General features: G+C 68.1%; 9 protein-coding genes. 4 read left to right on the top strand and 5 right to left on the bottom strand.

Annotated features, from left to right (window positions below):
- Positions 1-70: 70 nt before the first annotated feature.
- Complete coding sequence (locus HWX36_RS11865) at positions 71-709, bottom strand: response regulator (RefSeq protein WP_175952292.1); 639 nt, start codon at positions 707-709, stop codon at positions 71-73.
- The gene (locus tag HWX36_RS11860; protein WP_175952291.1) at positions 706-2,139 is read right to left on the bottom strand and encodes an ATP-binding protein; all 1,434 of its coding nucleotides are present in this window, start codon (positions 2,137-2,139) and stop codon (positions 706-708) included. The genes HWX36_RS11865 and HWX36_RS11860 overlap by 4 nt, the downstream gene beginning before the upstream one ends.
- 411 nt (positions 2,140-2,550) lie before the next feature.
- Here HWX36_RS11860 and HWX36_RS11855 point away from each other — a divergent pair, with 411 nt between their 5' ends.
- From HWX36_RS11855 to HWX36_RS11840, 4 genes are all read left to right on the top strand, one after another.
- Positions 2,551-3,381, top strand: coding sequence for a response regulator transcription factor (locus HWX36_RS11855; RefSeq protein ID WP_175952290.1), 831 nt, complete (start codon positions 2,551-2,553; stop codon positions 3,379-3,381).
- Between the two features lie 102 nt (positions 3,382-3,483).
- Positions 3,484-6,486: a sensor histidine kinase gene (locus tag HWX36_RS11850; RefSeq protein ID WP_175952289.1), complete on the top strand. Its 3,003-nt coding sequence runs from the start codon at positions 3,484-3,486 to the stop codon at positions 6,484-6,486.
- A 200-nt stretch (positions 6,487-6,686) separates the two neighbouring features.
- The gene (locus HWX36_RS11845) at positions 6,687-10,025 is read left to right on the top strand and encodes an ESPR-type extended signal peptide-containing protein (RefSeq protein WP_175952288.1); all 3,339 of its coding nucleotides are present in this window, start codon (positions 6,687-6,689) and stop codon (positions 10,023-10,025) included.
- Positions 10,026-10,243: 218 nt separating this feature from the next.
- Complete coding sequence (locus HWX36_RS11840) at positions 10,244-10,939, top strand: response regulator (RefSeq protein WP_175952287.1); 696 nt, start codon at positions 10,244-10,246, stop codon at positions 10,937-10,939.
- A gap of 90 nt (positions 10,940-11,029) precedes the next feature.
- Here the strand turns inward: HWX36_RS11840 and HWX36_RS11835 are convergent, their stop codons facing one another.
- The 3 genes from HWX36_RS11835 to HWX36_RS11825 form a co-directional block, all read right to left on the bottom strand.
- Positions 11,030-11,755 carry a response regulator transcription factor gene (locus HWX36_RS11835; protein WP_175952286.1) on the bottom strand — a complete coding sequence of 242 codons (726 nt, stop codon included), beginning with the start codon at positions 11,753-11,755 and terminating at the stop codon, positions 11,030-11,032.
- Positions 11,756-12,081: 326 nt separating this feature from the next.
- A complete protein-coding gene (locus HWX36_RS11830; RefSeq protein ID WP_175952285.1) occupies positions 12,082-12,792 on the bottom strand; it encodes an OmpA family protein in 711 nt (236 codons plus the stop codon).
- Positions 12,793-12,895: 103 nt separating this feature from the next.
- The gene (locus HWX36_RS11825; protein WP_244136407.1) at positions 12,896-21,547 is read right to left on the bottom strand and encodes a YadA-like family protein; all 8,652 of its coding nucleotides are present in this window, start codon (positions 21,545-21,547) and stop codon (positions 12,896-12,898) included.
- Positions 21,548-21,856: the final 309 nt, after the last annotated feature.

Genomic DNA, 21,856 nt, shown 5'->3' with positions numbered 1-21,856 from the left:
GAAAACCTCATCGTAAGGAGTGCACCGCATTCGCAGAACCCGTTCGCCTACGGGTTGCGCCTCCGTAGCGCTACGGAGGCGATGCCGCCGCGAACGCCGCGTAGTCGCGCACGAGTTCGACGAGCGACGCCGCGTGCAGCTTGTCGAACACGTTCGCGCGATACGTCTCCACGGTGCGCGGCGACAATCCGAGCGCACGGGCGATTTCCTTGTTGCTGCGGCCGCGCACGATGCCGTCGAGCACCTCCCGCTCGCGCATGCTCAGCGTCGCGACCCGCGCCGCGCGCACCTGTTCCGCGCCGTCGCCGTCGCGCCGGTTCTCGTGCTGGCGGATCGCCTGCTGCACGGCGTCGATCAATTCGTCGTCGTCGACGGGCTTGCGCAGGAAGTCGCTCGCGCCGCGCTTGAACGCGCGCCGGCATGCATCGACGTTGCCGTGGCCCGTCAGCACGATCACCGGCAGTGCGCGCCGCGCGCTCAACCGGTCGAGCGCGTCGAGGCCGCTCATGCCCGGCATGCGCAGGTCGAGCAGCACGCAGCCGAGCGCGCGATCGTCGGCGTCGGCGAGAAACGCCTGGGCGTCCGCATAGCAACGCGTCGGCAGCCCGACCGTGCGCAGCAGCAGCGCGAGACCGTCGCGCACGGGTGCGTCGTCGTCGACGATCGCGACGATCGGCATGTCGTGCGGCATCGCTTGTGCCCCGTTCATGCGCCCGCCTCCTCGGCCAGCGGCAGCAGCAGCGTCGCCTCGACGCCGCCCGACGGCCGGTTGCGGATCATCAGCGTGCCGTCCTGCCGCTGCGCGAGCGTGTCGCACAGCGGCAGCCCGAGGCCGAGCCCGTTGTCGCGCGTCGTGAAGAACGGCTCGAACAGGCGCGGCAGCGCGTCGTCCGGTACGCCGGGGCCGTTGTCGACGACGCTGAAGCGATAGTGCCGGCCCGCGCGGCCGCCGCCGATGCGGATCTCGCCGAACGGCATGCCGGCCAGCGCGTCGCGCGCATTGCGGATCAGGTTGTGCAGGATCTGTTCGACCGCGACCGGCTCGGCCACCGGCGCGGCGCGCGGCGCCGCGTTGTGCCACTGCAGCGCGATGCCTTCGCGCGCGAGTTCGTCGCGATGCAGGAACAGCACGGCCTCCATCACCGCATCGGGATCGAGCGCGTGGGCGCGTCCGCCGCCGCCGGACGTCATCGCGCCGCGCAGCCGGTCGAGGATCGCCGCCGCGCGCTTGGCCTGCGCAACGCTCGACTGCAGCGCGCGCCGCACGCCGTCGCGTTCGGCCGGCAGGTCGAGCATGCGTTCGGCGGCGCGCGTATGCGCGACGATCGCGGTCAGCGGCTGGTTCAGCTCGTGCGCGATCCCGGCCGCCATCTCGCCGAGCGTGTCGAGCCGGCCGAAGCGGTCGATCCGCTCGCGCGCATGTTCGCGCCGCCGCGCTTCCCGCAAGCGCCACCCGCCGAGCGCGCCCGCGACGAGCAGCGCGGCTATCACGTTCCACAGCGCGATCGGCAGCCACGGCAAGTCGGCCACGGTCAGCGTGCGCGTGGTGGTCAGCACGAACGCCTGCGGCTGCGCAGGCAGGCGCTTCTCCAGATGCATCGTCCAGCCGAACGGGGTCGCGGGCGCGTCGCGCCGCAACAAGTCGAAGGTGCGATCGCGCAGTTGCAGCGTCGCCGACGACAGCGCATCGGGCCAGTCGCCCGGCTGCAGCAACCGGCGCGGATCGATCAGCACCGCCCATCCCGTATCGCCGACGAGCCAGTAGCCGCCGTCCGCGTCGAACGTCAGCGCGAACGTCGAGGCGCCGTCGCGCGAGGGCACGCCGGCGGGCCGCCGCCCGCCCGTGCCGAGCCACTCGCCGCCGCGCTGCCGGTGCGCAAGCGCGTCGAGCTGCGGCATGCGCTCGCGCAGGCTGTCGAGCATGTTCGACGGCGGCGCGGACAACGCGGTGGCGCCGAGCGTCGCGAGGATCGCTTCGTGCTGCGCGGCCTTCTGCGCGAGCAGGCGAATCACGATGCTCGAGTTCTGGAAGAAGCGGTCGTGCGCGTCGGCGACGAAGCGCGACGTGACGAACGCCGTGCCGGCCAGGCTGAGTGCGAGCCAGGCGAACAGCACGGCGGCGCGGAGAGAAGGTTTCATCATCGATGGCGGAAACGGACGGCAGGCGAAACGCACGGGATGCGCGGCCGGCACACGACACATCGCACGCGGCGCGCACCTCGGCGGCAAGGTTGCGTGCGCAACGACATGGCCATGCCGCCGCGCCACACGGGTTCCGTCACATTGTCGGCACGACGCCGCTACCCATGGTCCGATAACGCCGACGGCAACGGTCGGCCCCGTCCTAAATCGCGGCACCGCCCGCGCTTTCCGGAAAAAACCTGCAGAAAACCCGCGCACATTCGGACTGGGCCGATGTTCTTGCGATGCCGAACACCCCACAATGGCCTCACCTGCCGCTCGCTGCCTGGATGCGGGCGGCCGGGGTTTCCATAGTCGATATTTGTCCCGCCGCCCCCGGCGGGATCTTTTTTCCGAAGCCGTTGCATCGTGACCGACGCATCTCCGCTCGCCATCGCAATTCTGACGATCGACCACCCGAGCCGCCACGCGTTCGACGATCGCCTGCGCCGCGCCGGATACGGCTACGACCGCTTGCGCATCGACGACATCCTCAGGAAATCCGGCTACCGCCCCACCCGCTTCGAATACCTGCCCGAGTTGCTGTCCGCCTGCGACGCGCGGCCGTTCGACCTGTTCGTCGTGCAGTGCGAAACGGCCTGCTTCCGCACGCTCGAAGCGATCCGCACGCTGCGCGCGCGCTTTTCCGACACCGCGCCGATTGTGTCGATCAGCCAGCGCGACGACGAAGCGGCGCGCGCCGTCTGCTTCGCGGCGGGCGCCAACGAGCACCTGCCCTACGCGTCGCCGCCCGAGCTGCTCGTCGCGAGCGTGTCGACCTGGCTCCGATGGGCGCACCACCGGACCACGCATCATCGGCACTGGCGGGTCGGCCGCTTCGAGTTCGATGCGGCCGAACGCACGATCCGCGTCGGCGGCCGCGAGCACGTGCTGACCGAGAAGCACTTCCAGATCACGACGGCGTTCTTCCTGAACATGGGCCGCGCGCTCGGGCGCGCGCACCTGAGCCAGCTCGTGTGGGGCTCGCTCGTCGCGACGGCGAGCCGCCGCGTCGATACGCACGTCGCCGCCCTGCGCGACCGGCTCGAACTCGACGGCCGGCACGGCGTGCGGCTGATGACGATGTACGGGGTCGGCTATCGGCTCGTGATGTGCGAACCGGGCGACACCGGCGGGACCGACGAAGCCGACGAAGCCGGCGAGACCGGCACCCTGCACGACATCGACGGCGTGCCCTGAACGCCCGGCCGTGCAAGCGCGGGCCCGCGCTGCCGCCATGCAGCACGGGAACGGGTCCGACTCCATTATCATGGCGGAACCCTGGCCGACTCCCCGCTCCCGATGGACCACCGCGCCGCACCCGATCGCCCGCGCCCGGCCGCCCGCGCCGCGGCCCCTTCCCGCCCGCCGGTCGGCCGCCGGCAGCGCGCGCTGCTCTACGGCGGCGGCATCGCCGTGACGATCGCGATCCTGCTCGCCAGCGGCCTGATGCTGTATGCGGTCGCGAAGGAAACCATCCACGAGCGCTACACGGCGTTCTCCGTGCGCCACTTCCTCGTCCAGTTCGAATTCAAGCTGCGCATGACCGGCATGGTTTCGCTCGTCACGCACGACGAGGCGTTCCACGCCACGCGCGTGACCGACCCCGCGCTGGTCGCCGAACTCGACGCCGGGCACGGCCGGCTCGAACTGAAAGGCGGCGAGCGCATCCCGTCGATGCTGGTGCTCGCCGACCTGTCACCGGCCACGCCCGCAGCGTCGTACGAGCGCGATCTCGCGATGGCGAGCGACCTCACCTATCGCGTCGGCGCCTATCTCGCGAACCACGACACCGAACGCGCGGTCGCGGGCTACGTGTACCGCCCCGATCGCCGCTTCGCGCTGGTGATCCCGGCTCCCGCCGCGGGTTCGCCGGCGGCGGGCGCGGCCGGCGCGTCGGCGTTGCTCGCGCAGGTCGCGGCCGGCCTCGAACCGCCCGCCGCCGGCCAGTTCATCTGGCACGCACCCGCTTACGATCCGGTGCAGCGGCGCGACGTGTTCCGGCTCGTCGGCGCCGCGTATGCCGGCGGCCGGCCGTTCGAGGTGCTCGTGTCGACGCTGCCCGTCGACGTGCTGCGCACGCGCCTGACCACGGAGTACGCGACCAACGGCGCGATCATCGCCGATGCGCAGGGCAACACGCTGCTGCGCACTGGCGCGGCCGTGAGCGACGCGGCCACGCTCGCCACGCTGAAGCGCCTCGCCGCCCGCACCCGCGCGGCGACCGGCAGCGGCCCGCGCACCGCCTACGGCGGCGGCCTGTTCGCGCTGAGCCAGCCGATCCCCGATACCGACTGGACGGTCGTGCAGGCGTTCACGCTGCGCTCGCTCGCCGCCGCGATCGGCCTGCAGGCCGGCTGGTACGGCGCGGTGATGCTGGCCGCGCTCGCGCTCGTGTGGGGGCTGCTGGTGCTGTTCGACCGCCGCGTGCTGAAGCCCGACGATGCGCGCACGCGCCGCGTGGTCGAAAGCGAGAACCTGAACCGGACGATCGTCGAAGCCGCGCCGTCCGGCATCGCGCTGCTGTCGCTCGCCGACGGCACCGTGCTGCTGCAGAACGACACGATGCGCGCCTACGACGCGCGCATCGCCGCCGCGCCGTCGCTCGCGGCCCGGCTGCTGGCCCGCTTCGACACGTCGCCCGGCGCGAGCGCGTGGCAATCCGACCTGCACGTCACGCTGCCGGCCGGCGGCGGCGAAACCGTCGACCTGCTCGTCAATCTCGTGCGCACCCGCTACCGCGACGCGGACGTCGTGCTGTGCAACTTCTCCGACATCACGTCGCAGAAGAACATCGAGCGCAAGCTCGACGAGGCGCTGCGCGCGGCCGACGCCGCGAACGACGCGAAATCGGCGTTCCTCGCGACGATGAGCCATGAAATCCGCACGCCGCTCAACGCGATCCTCGGCAACCTCGAGCTGATCGGCCGCGAGCCGCTCGCCGACACGCAGCGCGAGCGGCTGCAGACGGTCGAGGGCGCGTCGTCGGTGCTGCTGAACCTGATCAGCGACATCCTCGACCTGTCGAAGATCGAGGCCGGCCAGATGACGATCGAGGCGATCCCGTTCGATCTCGCGGAAGCGATCGAGCAGACCGGCGCGATGTTCGAGCCGCTCGCGACGGCGAAGGGGCTGCAGTACGACGTCGTCGTCGACGATGCGCTCGCGTCGCGCTACGTCGGCGATCCGGTGCGGATCCGGCAGATCGCCGCGAACCTCGTCGGCAACGCGATCAAGTTCACCGACCGCGGCGACGTGACGCTCGAAGTCTATCTGCGCGACGATGCGGACCCGGCGTCGCCCGTCGTGATCGGCGTGAGCGACACGGGCATCGGCATGACCGACGCGCAGCGCGCGGCGCTGTTCCGGCCGTTTACGCAGGCCGATACGTCGATCACGCGCCGCTACGGCGGCACGGGGCTCGGGCTCGCGCTGACCCAGCACCTCACGCAGATGATGCACGGCGCGATCGACGTGAAGAGCGCGCCCGGCGAAGGCAGCACGTTCGTCGTCACGCTGCCGCTGCGCGCGGCGACCGACGCGGAGATCGCGCGCCACGACGCCGAGACCGCCGACGCGCACGCCGGCGCGGCGCTGCCGGCGCTGGCCGCGCGCGTGCTCGTCGTCGACGATCATCCGGTGAACCGCACGCTGCAGCAGAGCCAGCTCGTCACGCTCGGCTACGCGGCCGATGCGGCCGACGACGGCGCGTCGGCGCTGCGCCGCTGCGCCGACGCGCGCTACGACCTCGTGATGACCGACTTGAACATGCCCGGCATGGACGGCTACACGCTCGCGCGCGTGCTGCGCGCGCGCTACCCCGACTTGCCAGTGGTCGCGATCACCGCGCATGCGAGCGCGGCCGAACATGCGCGCTGCGCCGAAGCCGGCATCGTCGCGGTGCTCGTGAAGCCGGTGCTGCTCGATACGATCGACCGCACCGTGCGCCGCTTCGCGAAGGTGGCGGCGGCAAGCCGGCCCGCGCGAAGCACGCTCGTCGATCTGGCCGAAGGCCCGTTGCCGCCGGACGTGCACCAGTTGTTCGGCGACACGCTCGACCGCTCGCTCGCGGCGATTCGCGATACGCTTGCGCGTGGCGACATGCCTGCGCTGCGGGCGGAACTGCATTCGCTGCGCGGCGCGTTCGCGACGATCCACGAGCATGCGGTTGCCGATGCGGTGCGCGACATGCAGGACGCCGTGCAAGCCGGCGATCCGGCCGCGCTCGAACCGTTGGTCGACCGCACCGAGCGCCTCGCGCGCGACACGCTCCTGCGCCGCGCGGCGCAGGCGCCGCAAACCTGAGCGGCCGCCGTCCGGCGGCTGTCTTTCCTTTCCTCTGCCCTCTCCATGGCCGCCCGTCCGGGCGGCCCGTTCGCGCGTGCGCGCGTGTAGGACCCGCCCTACACACATCGCTTCCCGAATAGGTTTTGGACGACAGATTCGGACGAGGCCGATCCCTACCATTGGCTCACAAACCTGACGAACTGAAAGGAGTAGGGTCAATGAACAAGACGTATCGCAACATCTGGAACACGGCGACGGGCACGTGGACGGCCGTGGCCGAAACGGCGCGCTCGCGTTCGAAGGGCTCGGCGCGCGCGGCGCGCCAGGCCGTGGCGGCGCTCGCGCTGGGCAGCGCGTCGATCGGCGGCGCGTTCGCGGCGGATGCGTGCACGACCGAGGATGGCAAAGCGGGTTCGGTCGATGCCGCCGGCATCTGCCAGATCGCAAACACGATGGGTACCTGGCCGATCGGCACGATGGCAGGCCCGAATTCTTACGAAGCCGGCACCGGCGCAAACGCATCCGGCGGCACATCGGTCGCAGTCGGCGTCAATTCCGCTGCCACCGCAACATCCACTACGGCGCTCGGCTATGCCGCAAGCGCGACGACGCATTGGGCGATCGCGATCGGCTCGACCTCGAGCGCCTCCGGCGAAAGTGCAATTGCCCTAGGCACCGTGGCAAACGCGACTGGTGACAATTCCTTGGCAATCGGTGCATCAACAAGGGCAACCGACACGAATTCGATCGCACTCGGCAACGGAGCCGCGAGCACGGGGGCCAATGCCACTGCCATCGGCCGTCTTGCTACCGCTGGGGCTGTCAACACCACCGTATTGGGCGGAAGCGCAAATGCAACGGGGACCAACGCAACTGCAGTCGGCCAAAGCTCGGCCGCAAGCGGATTATCGGCGGTCGGTATCGGCTTCCGGGCCAATGCGCAGGCAGACAACTCGGTTGCGCTCGGCACGGATTCGGTCGCGAATCGCACCAACACCGTGTCCGTCGGTTCGGCCACGCGGCAGCGCCAGGTCGTCAACGTCGCCGCAGGCACGCAAGCGACGGACGCGGTGAACGTCAGCCAGCTCCAGCCGGTCGTGACCGCACTGGGCGGCGGCGCCACCATCGACCCGACGACGGGCGCCGTGACCGGCCCGACGTACACGCTCACCAACGGCGGCGCGCAAACGACGGTCGGTGGCGCACTCGGCGCACTCGACGGCGCGCTCACGACCGCCAACGGCAACATCGCGCGCAACACGGGCGACATCACGACGATCAACACCAAGCTGGACGGTCTGTCGAACGGCACGGTCGGCCTCGTCCAGCAATCGGCTCCCGGCGCCGACCTGACGGTTGGTGCGAGCACCGACGGCGCAGCGGTGAACTTCACCGGCACGGCCGGCGCTCGCAAGCTGACCGGCGTCGACGCTGGCGCGGTCACGGCGTCGAGCACCGACGCGGTGAACGGCTCCCAGTTGCACGGCGTGGCAGACAGCATTGCATCGGCCATCGGCGGCGGTTCCGTCGTGAACACCGACGGTTCGATCTCGGCCCCCAGCTTCACGCTCGGCGACGGCAGCGGCGGCACGACCACGGTTCACTCGGTCGGCGGCGCGGTGACGAACCTCGATGGTCGCGTCACCACCAACGAAGGTGCGATCGCGTCGCTGGCCGATCAAATCGGCAACGGCACGGTCGGCCTCGTCCAGCAAGCGGCTGCCGGCGCGGATATCACGGTTGGCGCAAGCACCGATGGCGCAGCCGTCGACTTCACCGGCACGGCCGGCGCTCGCAAGCTGACCGGCGTCGACGCTGGCGCGGTCACGGCGTCGAGCACCGACGCGGTGAACGGCTCCCAGTTGCACGGCGTGGCAGACAGCGTTGCATCGGCCATCGGCGGCGGTTCCGTCGTGAACACCGACGGCTCGATCTCGGCCCCCAGCTTCACGCTCGGCGACGGCAGCGGCGGCACGACCACCGTCACGTCGGTCGGCGGTGCCGTGACGAACCTCGATGGCCGCGTCACCACCAATGAAGGCGACATTGCGTCGCTGGCCGACCAGATCGGCAACGGCACGGTCGGCCTCGTTCAGCAAGCCGGCGCGGGCGCGAATATCACGGTCGGCGCGAACACCGATGGCGCAGCCGTCGACTTCACCGGCACGGCCGGCGCTCGCAAGCTGACCGGCGTCGACGCAGGTGCCGTTACGGCGTCGAGCACCGACGCGGTGAACGGCTCGCAACTGCACGGCGTATCGGACAGCGTTGCATCGGCCATCGGCGGCGGTTCCGTCGTCAACCCCGACGGTTCGATCTCCGCCCCGGGCTTCACGGTCGGTGACGGCAGTGGCGGCACGACCACGGTCCGCTCGGTCGGCGACGCGGTGACGAACCTCGATGGTCGTGTCACCACCAACGAAGGTGCGATCGCGTCGCTGGCCGATCAAATCGGCAACGGCACGGCCGGCCTCGTTCAGCAAGCCGGCCCGGGCGCCAACCTGACTGTCGGCGCGAACACCGACGGTACGGCGGTGAGCTTCATCGGCACGGCCGGTGCACGCACGCTGTCGGGCGTCGCGAACGGCGTGAACGACGACGATGCCGTGACGATCGCGCAGTTGAAGGCTACGGGCCTCATCGACTACACGGGCAAGGAAATCGCGGCCGTGACGTATGACGACGTCTCCCTCGCCAGCGTGACCTTCGGCGGCTCGGCGGGCACCAAGCTGCTCAACGTTGCGCCGGGCCTGATCGCGGCAGGCAGTATGGAAGCCGTGAACGGCGGCCAGCTGTATGACCTCCAGGAGCGGTTCGCGCAGGAGTACGCACGGCTCGACGGCCGGGTCGGCGACCTCGAAGCCGGCGGCGGTCCGGGCGGTGGCGGTGGCGGCGGCGGCAACGTCGGCCCCGGCACGGGCGGCGAAGGCTCGCTCGTGGTCGGCGACGGCGCGGCAGCCTCGGGGGAGAACAGCTCGGCGATCGGCCAGGGTTCCGCCGCATCGGGCGACGGCAGCACGGCGGTCGGCCAGGGTTCGAACGCATCGGGCGGCAACAGCTCGGCGATCGGCCAGGGCGCGGTAGCCTCGGGCGACAGCAGCACGGCCATCGGCCAGGGTTCGAGCGCGACCGGCAGCGGTTCGGTGGCGATCGGCGCGGGCTCCGTGGCGACCGAAGCGAACACCGTGTCGTTCGGTGACGGCACCGCCGAAGGCAACCGCCGGCTCGTGAACATCGCGGACGGCGTCAATGCCAGCGACGCGGCGACGAAGGGCCAGCTCGATCGTGCGATCAACGGCATGCAAGGGCAGATCAACGACGTCGCGAAGAACGCGTACGCCGGTGTCGCGGCCGCCATGGCGATGCCGAACCTGACGCCGTCGCAGCCGGGCAAGACCGTCGTCGCGGCCGGCGCCGCGAACTACAAGAGCGGCTCGGCGATCGCGGCTGGTGCGACCTACCGGACGCGCGACGGCAAGTGGCTGATGAACGGCGCCGTGTCCGTCACGTCGACGGGCGATGCAGGTGTGCGTGCACAGGTCGGCTACGAGTTCTGACCGGACGGCTCCGCCTCGCGCGGAGCTTCGACCCGAAGCGGGGGAGCGATCCCCCGCTTTTTCGGCCGACGGCCAGTGACGGTTCCGAACGAGCCGCCACCGGCCGTCGGCGCGACGACATCGCGTCCGGCCTGCTTGCACGCCGGACGCTCATGCATTCGTGCCGACCTCCCCCGCGCGGCACCCGCCGCGCGGCGCAACATGCAGGTACAACCGACATGCCAAGAACTTTTCCCATCCGCATCGTGATCGCCGACGACCATCCGGCGGTGGTCATCGGCGCACGCTACGAACTGTCCGCGACGAATACGCTCTCGGTGGTCGCGAGCGCCAACAACTCGACCGAACTGATGGAAACCCTCGCGAACCATCCGTGCGACGTGCTCGTGTCCGATTACGCGATGCCGGGCACCGAATACGGCGACGGACTCGCGATGTTCTCCGCGATCCTGAAGCGTTACCCGAATCTGCGCATCGTCGTGATGACGATGATGGAGAACGCGGTGGCGCTGCGCGCGCTGCTCGACCTCGGCATCGCATGCGTGGTCAGCAAGTCCGACATGACGAGCCACCTGACGATGGCGATTCACGCGGCCTATACGAACGGCCGCTACCTGTCGCCGTCGATGGACCGGATCCTGCGCGCCGCGGGCAACACGGGCGGCAAGGCGCCGGCGCTGTCCGCGCGCGAGCTCGAAGTGATCCGCCTCTTCGCGTCGGGCCTATCGGTCAACGACATCGCCGAGCAACTCAGCCGCAGCAAGAAGACGATCAGCACGCAGAAGAGTTCGGCAATGCAGAAACTGGGCATCGAGCGCGACGTCGATCTCGTCCGCTACGCGATCGCGTGCGGGCTCGTGTCCGACTACGGTTATGCGACGGCGCTGCCGGCCGTCGACGAAAGCGCGCGCTGATGGCGCGGTGACCATGCCGGCACATGGCCGGCCACTCGCCCGGACGAATGACCGGACACCCGATCCTTGCCGGCGCGCACTACGCGTCGGTCAAGCCGGATCGGTGCGCCCGTCCCCTTCTCCTTCCTGCTCCACCGACTTGCCCTCGCCGCCCGACGCGGCGACGATCCCGTGCTCCATCGCGTAGCGCAGCAGGTCGATATCCTTTTCCACGCCGAGCTTCTGCATCGCCCGCGCCTTCTGCGTGCTGATCGTCTTCTTGCTGCGGCTCAGTTGCTCCGCGATCTCGTTGACGGTCATCCCCGACGCGTACAGCCGCACGACCTCGATCTCGCGGCTGCTGAGGCTCGGCGCCTGGTCGACGATCCGCGCGCTCGAATGCGCGGACAGCGTGCGCACGACCTTCTCGACCGACGGCGAATAATAGGTGCCGCCCGTCGCAGCCGCATGCACAGCGGGAATCAAGTGATCGATCGCGTCCGACTTGCTGACGATGCACGCGATGCCGAGCCGCACCAGCGCGCCGACCACCGCCGCGTTGTCGAGCATGGTCAGCACGACCAGCTTCACGGCCGGGTAATTGCGTTGCAGGTAGGAGAACAGCGCGATGCCGTCGCCGTGCGCGTTGCCGGGCATCGCGTAGTCGGACACCAGGACGTCGCACGCACCTGCATCAAGCAGCGCGATCAGCTCGGTCGAATTGCCGGCCGTGCCGGCTAGCCGGATCGTCGGCACCGACGACAGCCCATGCTGGACGCCGACGAGCGTTGCCGGATGGTCGTCGGCCAGTACCACACGTATCTGATAGCTTCCCATAGTCGTCCGAGTATTCACCGCTGTCGCGGGGGCCGAACGGCCGCCCGATTACCGGCGACGGCGCATGCGCGCCGTTCTTTCTGGATCGTAATTGGGCGCTAGTTTCGCATGAAACCGGGGCGATCAGACAAGGATCGGACGGGAGCGGCCGCCGCGCGGCGCGCCGCAAAAGGAAAAAGCCGCCGGCTCGGTCGGAGCGGGCGGCTTGGCATGCCTGCCGGGACAACGGGGTGCGACGGTCGATTGCGCCCCGTTCCTTCATCGGCTCGTGACCGGCGAAGGCCCTGGCGGCGCCGGCGAACCGGCGCCGCGATACGGTCATCGCGTCATTTCACGTCCAGGCGGATCTCGACGCGGCGGTTCTGCGCGCGGCCGTCGGCTGTCGCGTTGGATGCGACGGGGTCGGCCGCGCCGAGGCCTTCGGCGGTGAACGAGCGGGCCTGCAGCCCGTTCGCACGCAGGTAGTTCACCACGGTGCGCGCCCGCGCTTCCGACAGCGTGCGGTTATGCGCGGCGCTGCCCGTCGAATCGGTGAAGCCCGTGATCGCGACGCGCGCGAATTCCACGCCGCGGTTGGTCGCGATGAAGCGATCGAGATCGTTGCGGGCCTGCGACGTGAGCGCCGCGCTGTCGGTCGCGAAATTCGCATCGCCCTGCAGCAGCACCTGGCGTTGCTGAACCGGTTGCGGCTGCGGCGCCGGTGCCGGCTGCGGTGCCGGCGCGGGCTGCGCGACCGGCTGCGGCTTGCCACACATGAACGTGATTTCGCGCGGGTCCTTCATCGGCGCGCGGCTGTAGACGCGGTCGATCATCTCGAGCGGTGTGAAGCCCTGCCCGCGGCAGAATTCCTCCGCCGCACGGGCGCACGAATTGGCGCTGCCGAGCAGCCCGTCGCAGCTCACGCGGAACACGTTGTCCGGCTTCCCCGGGATCGACACCGCACGAATGTCATAGGTGAGCCCCGATTGCGTCGTACACGCACCGAGCACCATCGCGAACGCGCCGATCGACGCGACGCGCAAAAGCTTTGAAGTCATGGTCTTGAATTGGCGTCCGCCCGCAGGCGGACGCGCTTGTATGAGAGGTTTGAAAGATCGGAACGGCGTTGCACGGGCGGGGCGCATTGCCCCGCCCTGCGCATTACCACTGGTACGACGCACCCACGCCAACCGTGTTGCCGCCGCTCGACAGACCCACGCCGGCCTTCATCTTCAGGTTCTGCGTGATGCGGGCTTCGCCGCCGAACGCCACTGCCTGATAGCCCTTGTAGGTCGCGCCGCCGACACCGAACGACAGCGTCTTGCCCGGATCCACGCCCGGGATCATCGTCAGCGCAGTGGCAGCCGCGATACCCGAGTACGCGTTCTTCGACACGTCGTTGATCTGGCCTGCGAGGCCGCCGACCGCACGGTCGAGCTGCCCCTTCGTCGCGGCGTCGTTCGCGCCGATACCGTCCGCGATGTTCACGATGCGGCGGTTGCCGGTGTCGGTGCCGTCGCCGAACGAGACGGTGTTCGCCTCGGTCGCTACGGAGCCCGAGCCGATCGCCACCGAACCGCTGCCGGTCGCGCTCGAACCCTGGCCGATCGCCGTCGCGTTCTCGCCCTTGGCGGCCGAACCCGAGCCGATCGCCGTTCCGCCGCTCGACCCGACGGTCGAACCGGAGCCGATCACCGTGCCGTTGTTCACGCCGGTGCCAATCGACGAGCCGGAACCTGCCGCCACGTTGCCGGTACCGGTGCCAGGGTTCGCCGCTGACGAGCCGTCCGCGGTCTGGTCGGTCGCGCCGAAGTACGGGCTGTCGCCCGAACCGCCGCCACCGCCACCCGGGTTGCCCGGCTGCAACTCAAGGCCGCCGACACGATCGTCGAGGTTGCCGATCTTGTCGTTCAGCGCGCTCAACTGCCCGTAGTTCACTGCGTCGTACTGGCTCGTACCGTCCGCGACGTTCGTCAGCCGCACCGGCGCCGCGCCCGACCCGCCGAGAGTCACCGAACCGAAGTTCGGCGTGCCGTCACCGTTCAGGTCGTAACGCACCGCGAGCGAATCGGTCGCGCCGTATGCCGCCGCCGCTTGCACGGCTTCCGCCACGGTCGAGTACTTCTGGCCGTGCACTTCGATCGCCGTGTTCGCGAGCGTGCCGTCCGCGCCAACCGTCGTGCCGCCACCGATCGTGTCCGCCACGCTCTGCGCCGTGCCATACAGCTGCGAACCGTTGATCGCGTCCGTGCTGGTCGCGTTCACCGCTCCCGCCGCCACGTTCGTGATCGTCGTGCCGCTCGTGCCCTTCAGCGTCACTTCGTCGAAGTTCGCCGAGCCGTCAGCGTTCGTGCCGTACGTCACCGCAAGCGACGCCAGACCCGTGCCCGGGTTCGACGGGTCGACCGGCGCGACGAGGCCAGCATCCTTCAGCTGAGCCACGTTTACCGCGTCGGTGTCGTCCGTGCCGGCTGCGACGTTCTTCAGTTGCACCGGTGCCGCTGCGCCCACACCGCCCAGCGTCACGCTGTTCTTCGTCGCGCTGTCGTACACCACCGCGAGCGACTGGCCCGTCGTCGGATCGATCACGCCGCCATCGCGCAGCGATTCCTCCAGCGAGCCGACACGCGTGTTCGTCGCGAACAGTTGCGAACCGTTCACCGCGTCCTTGCTCGTCGCCGACAATGCACCGTCCGCCAGGTTGTGGATCGCCACCGGCGTCGTTGCGCCCGTGCCGCCCAGCGTGATACCCGCCTTCGTTGCGTCGTCGTACGTTACCGCCAATGACATCAGATTGCCCTTGTCGTCGTCGCCGACCAGGCCAGCATCCTTCAACTGCGCCACGTTAACCGCGTCGGTGTCGTCCGTGCCGGCTGCAACGTTCTTCAGTTGCACTGCCGTCGTTGCACCCGTGCCGCCCAGCGTGACCTTGTCCTTCGCCGTGCTGTCGTACACCACCGCCAGCGATTCGCCCGTCGTCGGGTCGATCACGCCACCGTCGTGCAACGCGTCACGCAGATCCGCGAGGTCGCCGGTGTTCGTCGCCACGCGGCCGTCCAGGTTCGTCAGCGCATCGCCGACGTTGTGGTAGTCGACCTTACCCGAACCGCCAGCCGGATCGGTCAGCGAGTACGTCGGCGCCGTCACGTTGCCGCTCGCGTCGACGGTCGAGCCGCCACCCAGCGCGGTTGCCACGCTGTTCGCCGTGCCGTACAGCTGCGAGCCGTTGATCGCGTCCGTGCTCGTCGCGTTCACCGCTCCCGCCGCCACGTTCGTCAGCTTCGTGCCGCTCGTGCCCTTCAGCTTCACTTCGTCGAAGTTCGCCGAGCCGTCAGCCTTCGTGCCGTACGTCACCGCGAGCGATGCCAGACCCGTGCCCGGATTCGACGGGTCGACCGGCGCGACCAGGCCAGCATCCTTCAGCTGCGCCACGTTAACCGCGTCGGTGTCGTCCGTGCCGGCTGCAACGTTCTTCAGTTGCACCGGCGACGATGCGCCCGTACCACCCAGCGTCACCTTGTCCTTTGCAACGCTGTCGTACACCACTGCCAGCGAATCGCCCGTCGTCGGATCGATCACGCCACCATCGCGCAGCGAGTCACGCAGATCGCCGATGCTCTGGTTCGTCGCGTAAAGCTGCGAACCGTTCACTGCATCCTTGCTCGTCGCCGACAGCGCGCCGTCCGCCACGTTGTGGATCGCCACCGGCGTCGTTGCACCCGTGCCGCCCAGCGTGATGCCCGCCTTCGTTGCATCGTCGTACGTCACCGCCAGCGACGTCAGGTTGCCAGAGCCATCGTCGCCGATCAGGCCCGAGTCCTTCAACTGACCCACGTTCACTGCGTCCAGATCCGCCACGCCCGCCTTCACGTTCGTGATGGTCGTGCCGTTCGTGCCCTTCAGCTTCACTTCGTCGAAGTTCGCCGAGCCGTCAGCCTTCGTACCGTACGTCACTGCCAGCGAAGCCAGACCCGAACCCGGATTCGACGGGTCGACCGGCGCAACGAGGCCAGCGTCCTTCAGCTGCGCCACGTTCACCGCATCGGTGTCCTCCGTACCAGCCGCAACGTTCTTCAGTTGCACCGGCGACGATGCGCCCGTACCACCCAGCGTCACGCTGTTCTTAGCGACGCTGTCGTACACCACTGCCAGCGACTGGCCCGTCGTCGGATCGATCACACCACCGTCGTGCAGCGAGTCTTCCAGCGAGCCGACGCGCGTGTTCGTCGCGAACAGCTGCGAACCATTCACAGCATCCTTGCTCGTCGCCGACAGCACACCGTCCGCCACGTTGTGGATCGCCACCGGCGTCGTTGCACCCGTACCGCCCAGCGTAATGCCGGCCTTCGTTGCGTCGTCGTACGTCACCGCCAGCGACGTCAGGTTGCCCGAGCCATCGTCGCCGATCAGGCCCGAATCCTTCAGCTGACCCACGTTCACTGCATCGGTGTCGTCCTTACCCGCCGCGACGTTCTTCAGTTCCACCGGCGTCGATGCACCCGTACCGCCCAGCGTCACACTGCTCTTCGCAGCGGAGTCATATGACACTGCGAGCGGATTCAGCCCGGTATCCAGATCCTTGAGTGCCGCCGTCAACTGATCCACGTTGACTGCATCGGTGCCCGCGACCCCTTCCGCGACGTTCGACAGAACCACCGGAGTCGATGCCCCAGTACCACCCAGTGTGACCTTGTCCTTTGCGACGCTGTCGTACACCACTGCCAGCGACTGGCCCGTCGTCGGGTCGATCACGCCACCGTCGTGCAGCGAGTCACGCAGATCGCCGATGTCCTGGTTTGTCGCGTAAAGCTGCGAACCGTTCACCGCATCCTTGCTCGTCGCCGACAGCACGCCATCCGCCACGTTGTGGATCGCCACCGGCGTCGTTGCACCCGTGCCGCCCAGCGTGATGCCTGCCTTCGTTGCGTCGTCGTACGTCACCGCCAGCGACGTCAGGTTGCCAGAGCCATCGTCGCCGATCAGGCCCGAGTCCTTCAGCTGCCCCACGTTCACTGCGTCCAGATCCGCCACGCCCGCCTTCACGTTCGTGATGGTCGTGCCGTTCGCGCCCTTCAGCTTCACTTCGTCGAAGTTCGCCGAGCCGTCAGCCTTCGTGCCGTACGTCACCGCGAGCGATGCCAGACCCGTGCCCGGATTCGACGGGTCGGCCGGCGCGACGAGGCCAGCATCCTTCAGCTGAGCCAGGTTCACCGCATCGGTGTCTTCCGTCGCAGCCGCGACGTTCTTCAACTGCACCGGCGTCGATGCACCCGTGCCACCCAGCGTCACGCTGTTCTTAGCGACGCTGTCGTACACCACTGCCAGCGATTCGCCCGTCGTCGGATCGATCACGCCACCATCGCGCAGCGAGTCACGCAGATCGCCGATGTCCTGGTTCGTCGCGTAAAGCTGCGAACCATTCACCGCATCCTTGCTCGTCGCCGACAGTACACCGTTCGCCACGTTGTGGATCGCCACCGGCGTCGTTGCACCCGTGCCGCCCAGCGTGACGCCGGCCTTCGTTGCATCGTCGTACGTCACCGCCAGCGACGTCAGGTTGCCCGAGCCATCGTCGTCGATCAGGCCCGAATCCTTCAACTGACCCACGTTCACTGCATCGGTGTCGTCCTTACCCGCCGCGACGTTCTTCAGTTCCACCGGCGTCGATGCACCCGTACCACCCAGCGTCACCTTGTCCTTTGCAACGCTGTCGTACACCACCGCCAGCGACTGGCCCGTCGTCGGATCGATCACACCACCGTCGTGCAGCGAGTCTTCCAGCGAGCCGACACGCGTGTTCGTCGCGAACAACTGCGAGCCATTCACCGCGTCCTTGCTCGTCGCCGACAGCACGCCATCTGCCACGTTGTGGATCGCCACCGGCGTACCGGCGCTACCCAGCGTCACGCTGTCCTTCGCCGTGCTGTCATACACCACCGCCAGCGATTCGCCCGTCGTCGGGTCGATCACGCCGCCGTCATGCAACGCGTCACGCAGATCCGCGAGGTCGCCCGTGTTCGTCGCCACGCGGCCATCCAGGTTCGTCAGCGCATCGCCGACGTTGTGGTAATCGACCTTGTCCGCACCGCCAGCCGGATCGGTCAACGAATATGTCGGTGCCGTCACATTGCCATTCGCACCAACGGTCGAGCCGCCGCCCAGCGCGGTTGCCACGCTGTTCGCCGTGCCGTACAGTTGAGAGCCGTTGATCGCGTCCGTGCTCGTCGCGTTCACCGCACCCGCCGCCACGTTCGTCAGCTTCGTGCCACCCGTGCCGGCCAGCGTGACCGTACCCTTCGTGTCGTCGTCGTAAGCTACCGCCAGCGGGTTGCCGCCGTCACCAGCGTTGTCGGCAACATACTTCTTCAACTGATCGACGTTCACCGCGTCGGTCCCGGCCGTACCGGTCGCGACGTTGGTGATCTGGCGTTCCGCGCCGACGTTACCGACCGAGATCGAGTTGATCCGGTTCGCCACCGAACCCGCGCCGAGCGCGACCGAGTTCGTCGCGGCGGCCTGCACCTGTGCGGCACGGCCGAGCGCGAGCGAATTCGTCGCGGCCGATGCAACGTTCGACAACGTACCGAGCGCGATGGAATCGGCCGCTGCCGCATTCGACGTATTGCCGATCGCGAGGCCGTTGGTCCCGGCCGCGTTCGCGTTCAGGCCGAGCGCCACCGCATAGTTGCCGGTTGCATTCGTGCCGTTGCCGAGCGCCGTAGCGCCGGTGCCGGTCGCGTTGCTATTGGCGCCGAATGCCATGGCGTTGTTGGCCGTCGCATTCGCGCCCGTGCCGAGCGCGATCGAACTGGTGTTGGTCGACGTCGCCGCTGCGCCGATCGCGATGCCGGTCGTGCCGCTCGCGTTCGCATCGGCCCCGATCGCCACGCCATAGCTGCCCACCGGGACGCTCGCGCTGTCCGAGCCATCGCCCTGGCCGTCCACCTTCACGTAGGGATCGGTGCCGACAACCGCGTTCGTCGACAAGCGCGAGTCGAGCGCTGCCACCTTGAAGTTGACGTCGTCGATGGCCGACTGCGTCCTGGTCGACACGCCGCCGACCAGATCCGACACCTGGCCGACCGTCGCGGCATCCGATGCCGCGTTGCCGTCGGCCACGTTCGTGATCCGACGCGTCAGGCCCGTCGCCGAATTACCCACCGAGATCGTGTTGATCTGGTTCGCCACCGAACCGAGACCGAGCGCGACTGCGTTCAGCGCCGTCGACTGTGCTGCCGTACCCGTGCCACGACCGCCGATGTACGGGTTGCTCACGCCCGCATCCGCCACTGCCTTGTTCAGCTGGCTCAGGTTCACCGCATCGTTTGCGTCCGTCGCGTTCGCCACGTTCTTGACCTGCACCGGCGTCGTCGCGCCCGTGCCACCCAGCGTGACCTTGTCCTTGGCCGCGCTGTCGTACACCACTGCGGCAATTGCCTTGCCGTCGTCGCCGATCAGGCCCGAGCCCTTCAGCTGGCTCACGTTCACCGCATCCGTGTCGGCCACACCCGCCTTCACATTCGCAAGCGTCGTGCCGTCCGCGCCGCCACCCAGCGTCACCTTGTCCTTCGTCTCGCTGTCGTATACCACTGCGGCAATTGCCTTGCCGTCGTCGCCGACCAGGCCCGAGTCCTTCAGCGAATCTTCCAGCGAACCGACGCGCGTGTTCGTCGCGAACAGTTGTGAACCATTCACGGCGTCGTTGCTCGTCGCCGACAGCAGGCCGTCCGCCACATTGTGGACCGCTACCGGCGTACCGGCACTACCCAGCGTCAAGCTGTCCTTCGCCGTGCTGTCGTACGTCACCGCCAGCGATTCGCCCGTCGTCGGGTCGATTACACCACCGTCCTTCAACGCGTCGCGAAGGTCAGCGATGTCGCCGGTGTTCGTCGCCACACGGCCGTCCAGGTTCGTCAGCGCATCGCCGACGTTATGGTAGTCAACCTTGTCCGTGCCGCCGGCAGGGTCGGTCAGCGAGTACGTCGGCGTGGTTACGCCGCCATCGGCGCCAACGGTCGAGCTGCCACCCAGCGCGGTTGCCACGCTGTTCGCCGTGCCGTACAGCTGCGAGCCGTTGATCGCATCAGAGCTCGTCGCGTTCACCGCGCCCGCCGCCACGTTCGTCAGCTTCGTGCCGCTTGCACCACCCAGCGTGATCTGATCCTTCGTTGCGCTGTCGTACACCACCGCCAGCGATTCGCCCGTCGTCGGGTCGATCACGCCGCCGCCCTTCAGCGAATCTTCCAGCGAGCCGACGCGCGTGTTCGTCGCGAACAGCTGCGAACCGTTCACCGCATCCTTGCTCGTCGCCGACAACACACCATCCGCCACGTTGTGGATCGCCACCGGCGTCGTTGCACCCGTACCGCCCAGCGTGATACCGGCCTTCGTTGCATCGTCGTACGTCACCGCCAGCGACGTCAGGTTGCCCGAGCCATCGTCGCCGATCAGGCCCGAGTCCTTCAACTGACCCACGTTCACTGCATCGGTGTCGTCCTTACCAGCCGCGACGTTCTTCAGTTCCACCGGCGTCGATGCGCCCGTGCCGCCCAGCGTGACCTTGTCCTTCGCCGTGCTGTCATACACCACCGCCAGCGATTCGCCCGTCGTCGGGTCGATCACGCCACCGCCATTCAGCGAATCCTCCAGCGAACCGACGCGCGTGTTCGTCGCGAACAGTTGCGAACCGTTCACGGTGTCCGTGCTCGTGCTCGACAGCGTACCCGCCGCCACGTTGACGATCTTGCGTTCCTTGCCAGCGCTACCGACCGATACGGTGTTGGCCACGGTCGCTATCGAGCCGTTACCCAATGCGACCGAATTGCTCCCGATCGCGACCGAATTGGCACCCAACGCGACCGCGTTCTGAGAAGCTCTCGCGTTATAGCCAAGCGACGCGCCGTTCTGGTCGGCCGACGAATTCGTACCGATCGAAACACCGTTCGAGTTCGGCGCCGAGGCGCCATGGCCGATCGCCACGCTATCCGTCGACGCGATCGCTGTATTGCCGATAGCGACACCATTAGCCGCGCTTGCCGTGGCTTTGCTGCCAACGGCGATCGAGCCGAATCCCGTAGCTACCGCGTTATCGGTGCCGTCACCTGCGCCATTCGCCTTGAAGTACGGGCTGTTGACGCCGACATTCGCAATCGCGGCATTCAACTGGGTGACGTTTACCGCGTCCGTGCCTTGCGTGCCCGCGGCCACGTTCGTGATCTGTCGTTGTACCGCCGCCGAACCAACCGACACGGCATTGCCTCGGTTTGCTACCGAACCTGAGCCGAGGGCTACCGCCCCGTCCGCCGTGGCAGTAGCATTGTCACCAAGCGCTGTTGCTCGCGCGGCTTGAGCGGCACTAAGTCGTCCAAGCGCCGTTGCACCTTGCCCATCGGCTTTCGAAGCTGACCCGACCGATATCGACGACAGACCTTGCGCATTGGCAGAGCTCCCGATTGCAATCTGAGTGCTGATGCTATTCGGATCGCCGGCTCCGCCGGCAACCGCGCCGTTACCGATCGCCACGCTATTGACGCCACTTGCCGTCGATGCAGTCGAGCCCCTGACCTTGATATAGGCATCGTCAAGCGCCGCGGTGATTCCGATCGAACCGAACGTGCCGATCGTGCTCCCATCCAACACCTGGACCACGTCATTTTCGCCGGCTGCTTCCTCGCCGCTTTCCGACGTGCCGACGATATCGGCAGCCGACGCACCACCGATAGCCACACCCCCCAATGCGACCGCGACCAGCGCCTTGCGCGCAGCGCGCGACGATCCCTTCGATTTCGACCGCGCGGTTTCCCCGGCGGCCACCCATGTACCTGTCGACGCGTTCCAGACGGTCCGATAAGTTTTGTTCACGTTGATTGCCTCTAGACGAAAGTGTGAGACGAGATTTGAGCTACGTGAGCCAATATATTTTTTACAAGTGCGTTCGATAATCAGACACCGGGCCGACGTAAAACTTAATTTGTAAGACTGGTCCGAATATGACGATGCCTGACACTTTTGCGAGGAAAACACCACACGGCATTTCGCTAAAACGCCGCATCGTTTGACACGCACGCCGATCGCGCCTTATAAACGCAGCGCGCAGGCCATCTCGCAAACTAGGACCAGTCC

Source organism: Burkholderia sp. BCC0405, from assembly GCF_902833075.1.
Classification (GTDB): domain Bacteria; phylum Pseudomonadota; class Gammaproteobacteria; order Burkholderiales; family Burkholderiaceae; genus Burkholderia.
Note: the sequence above shows the minus strand (reverse complement) of the source record. Positions and strands in the feature narration are given on the sequence as shown.

Excerpts from the sequence above, each read along its gene's own strand:
- HWX36_RS11860 (WP_175952291.1), bottom strand. The coding sequence starts at position 2,139 with ATGAAACCTTCTCTCCGCGCCGCCGTGCTGTTCGCCTGGCTCGCACTC.
- HWX36_RS11865 (WP_175952292.1), bottom strand. The coding sequence starts at position 709 with ATGAACGGGGCACAAGCGATGCCGCACGACATGCCGATCGTCGCGATC.
- HWX36_RS11840 (WP_175952287.1), top strand. The coding sequence starts at position 10,244 with ATGCCAAGAACTTTTCCCATCCGCATCGTGATCGCCGACGACCATCCG.
- HWX36_RS11830 (WP_175952285.1), bottom strand. The coding sequence starts at position 12,792 with ATGACTTCAAAGCTTTTGCGCGTCGCGTCGATCGGCGCGTTCGCGATG.
- HWX36_RS11835 (WP_175952286.1), bottom strand. The coding sequence starts at position 11,755 with ATGGGAAGCTATCAGATACGTGTGGTACTGGCCGACGACCATCCGGCA.
- HWX36_RS11845 (WP_175952288.1), top strand. The coding sequence starts at position 6,687 with ATGAACAAGACGTATCGCAACATCTGGAACACGGCGACGGGCACGTGG.
- HWX36_RS11850 (WP_175952289.1), top strand. The coding sequence starts at position 3,484 with ATGGACCACCGCGCCGCACCCGATCGCCCGCGCCCGGCCGCCCGCGCC.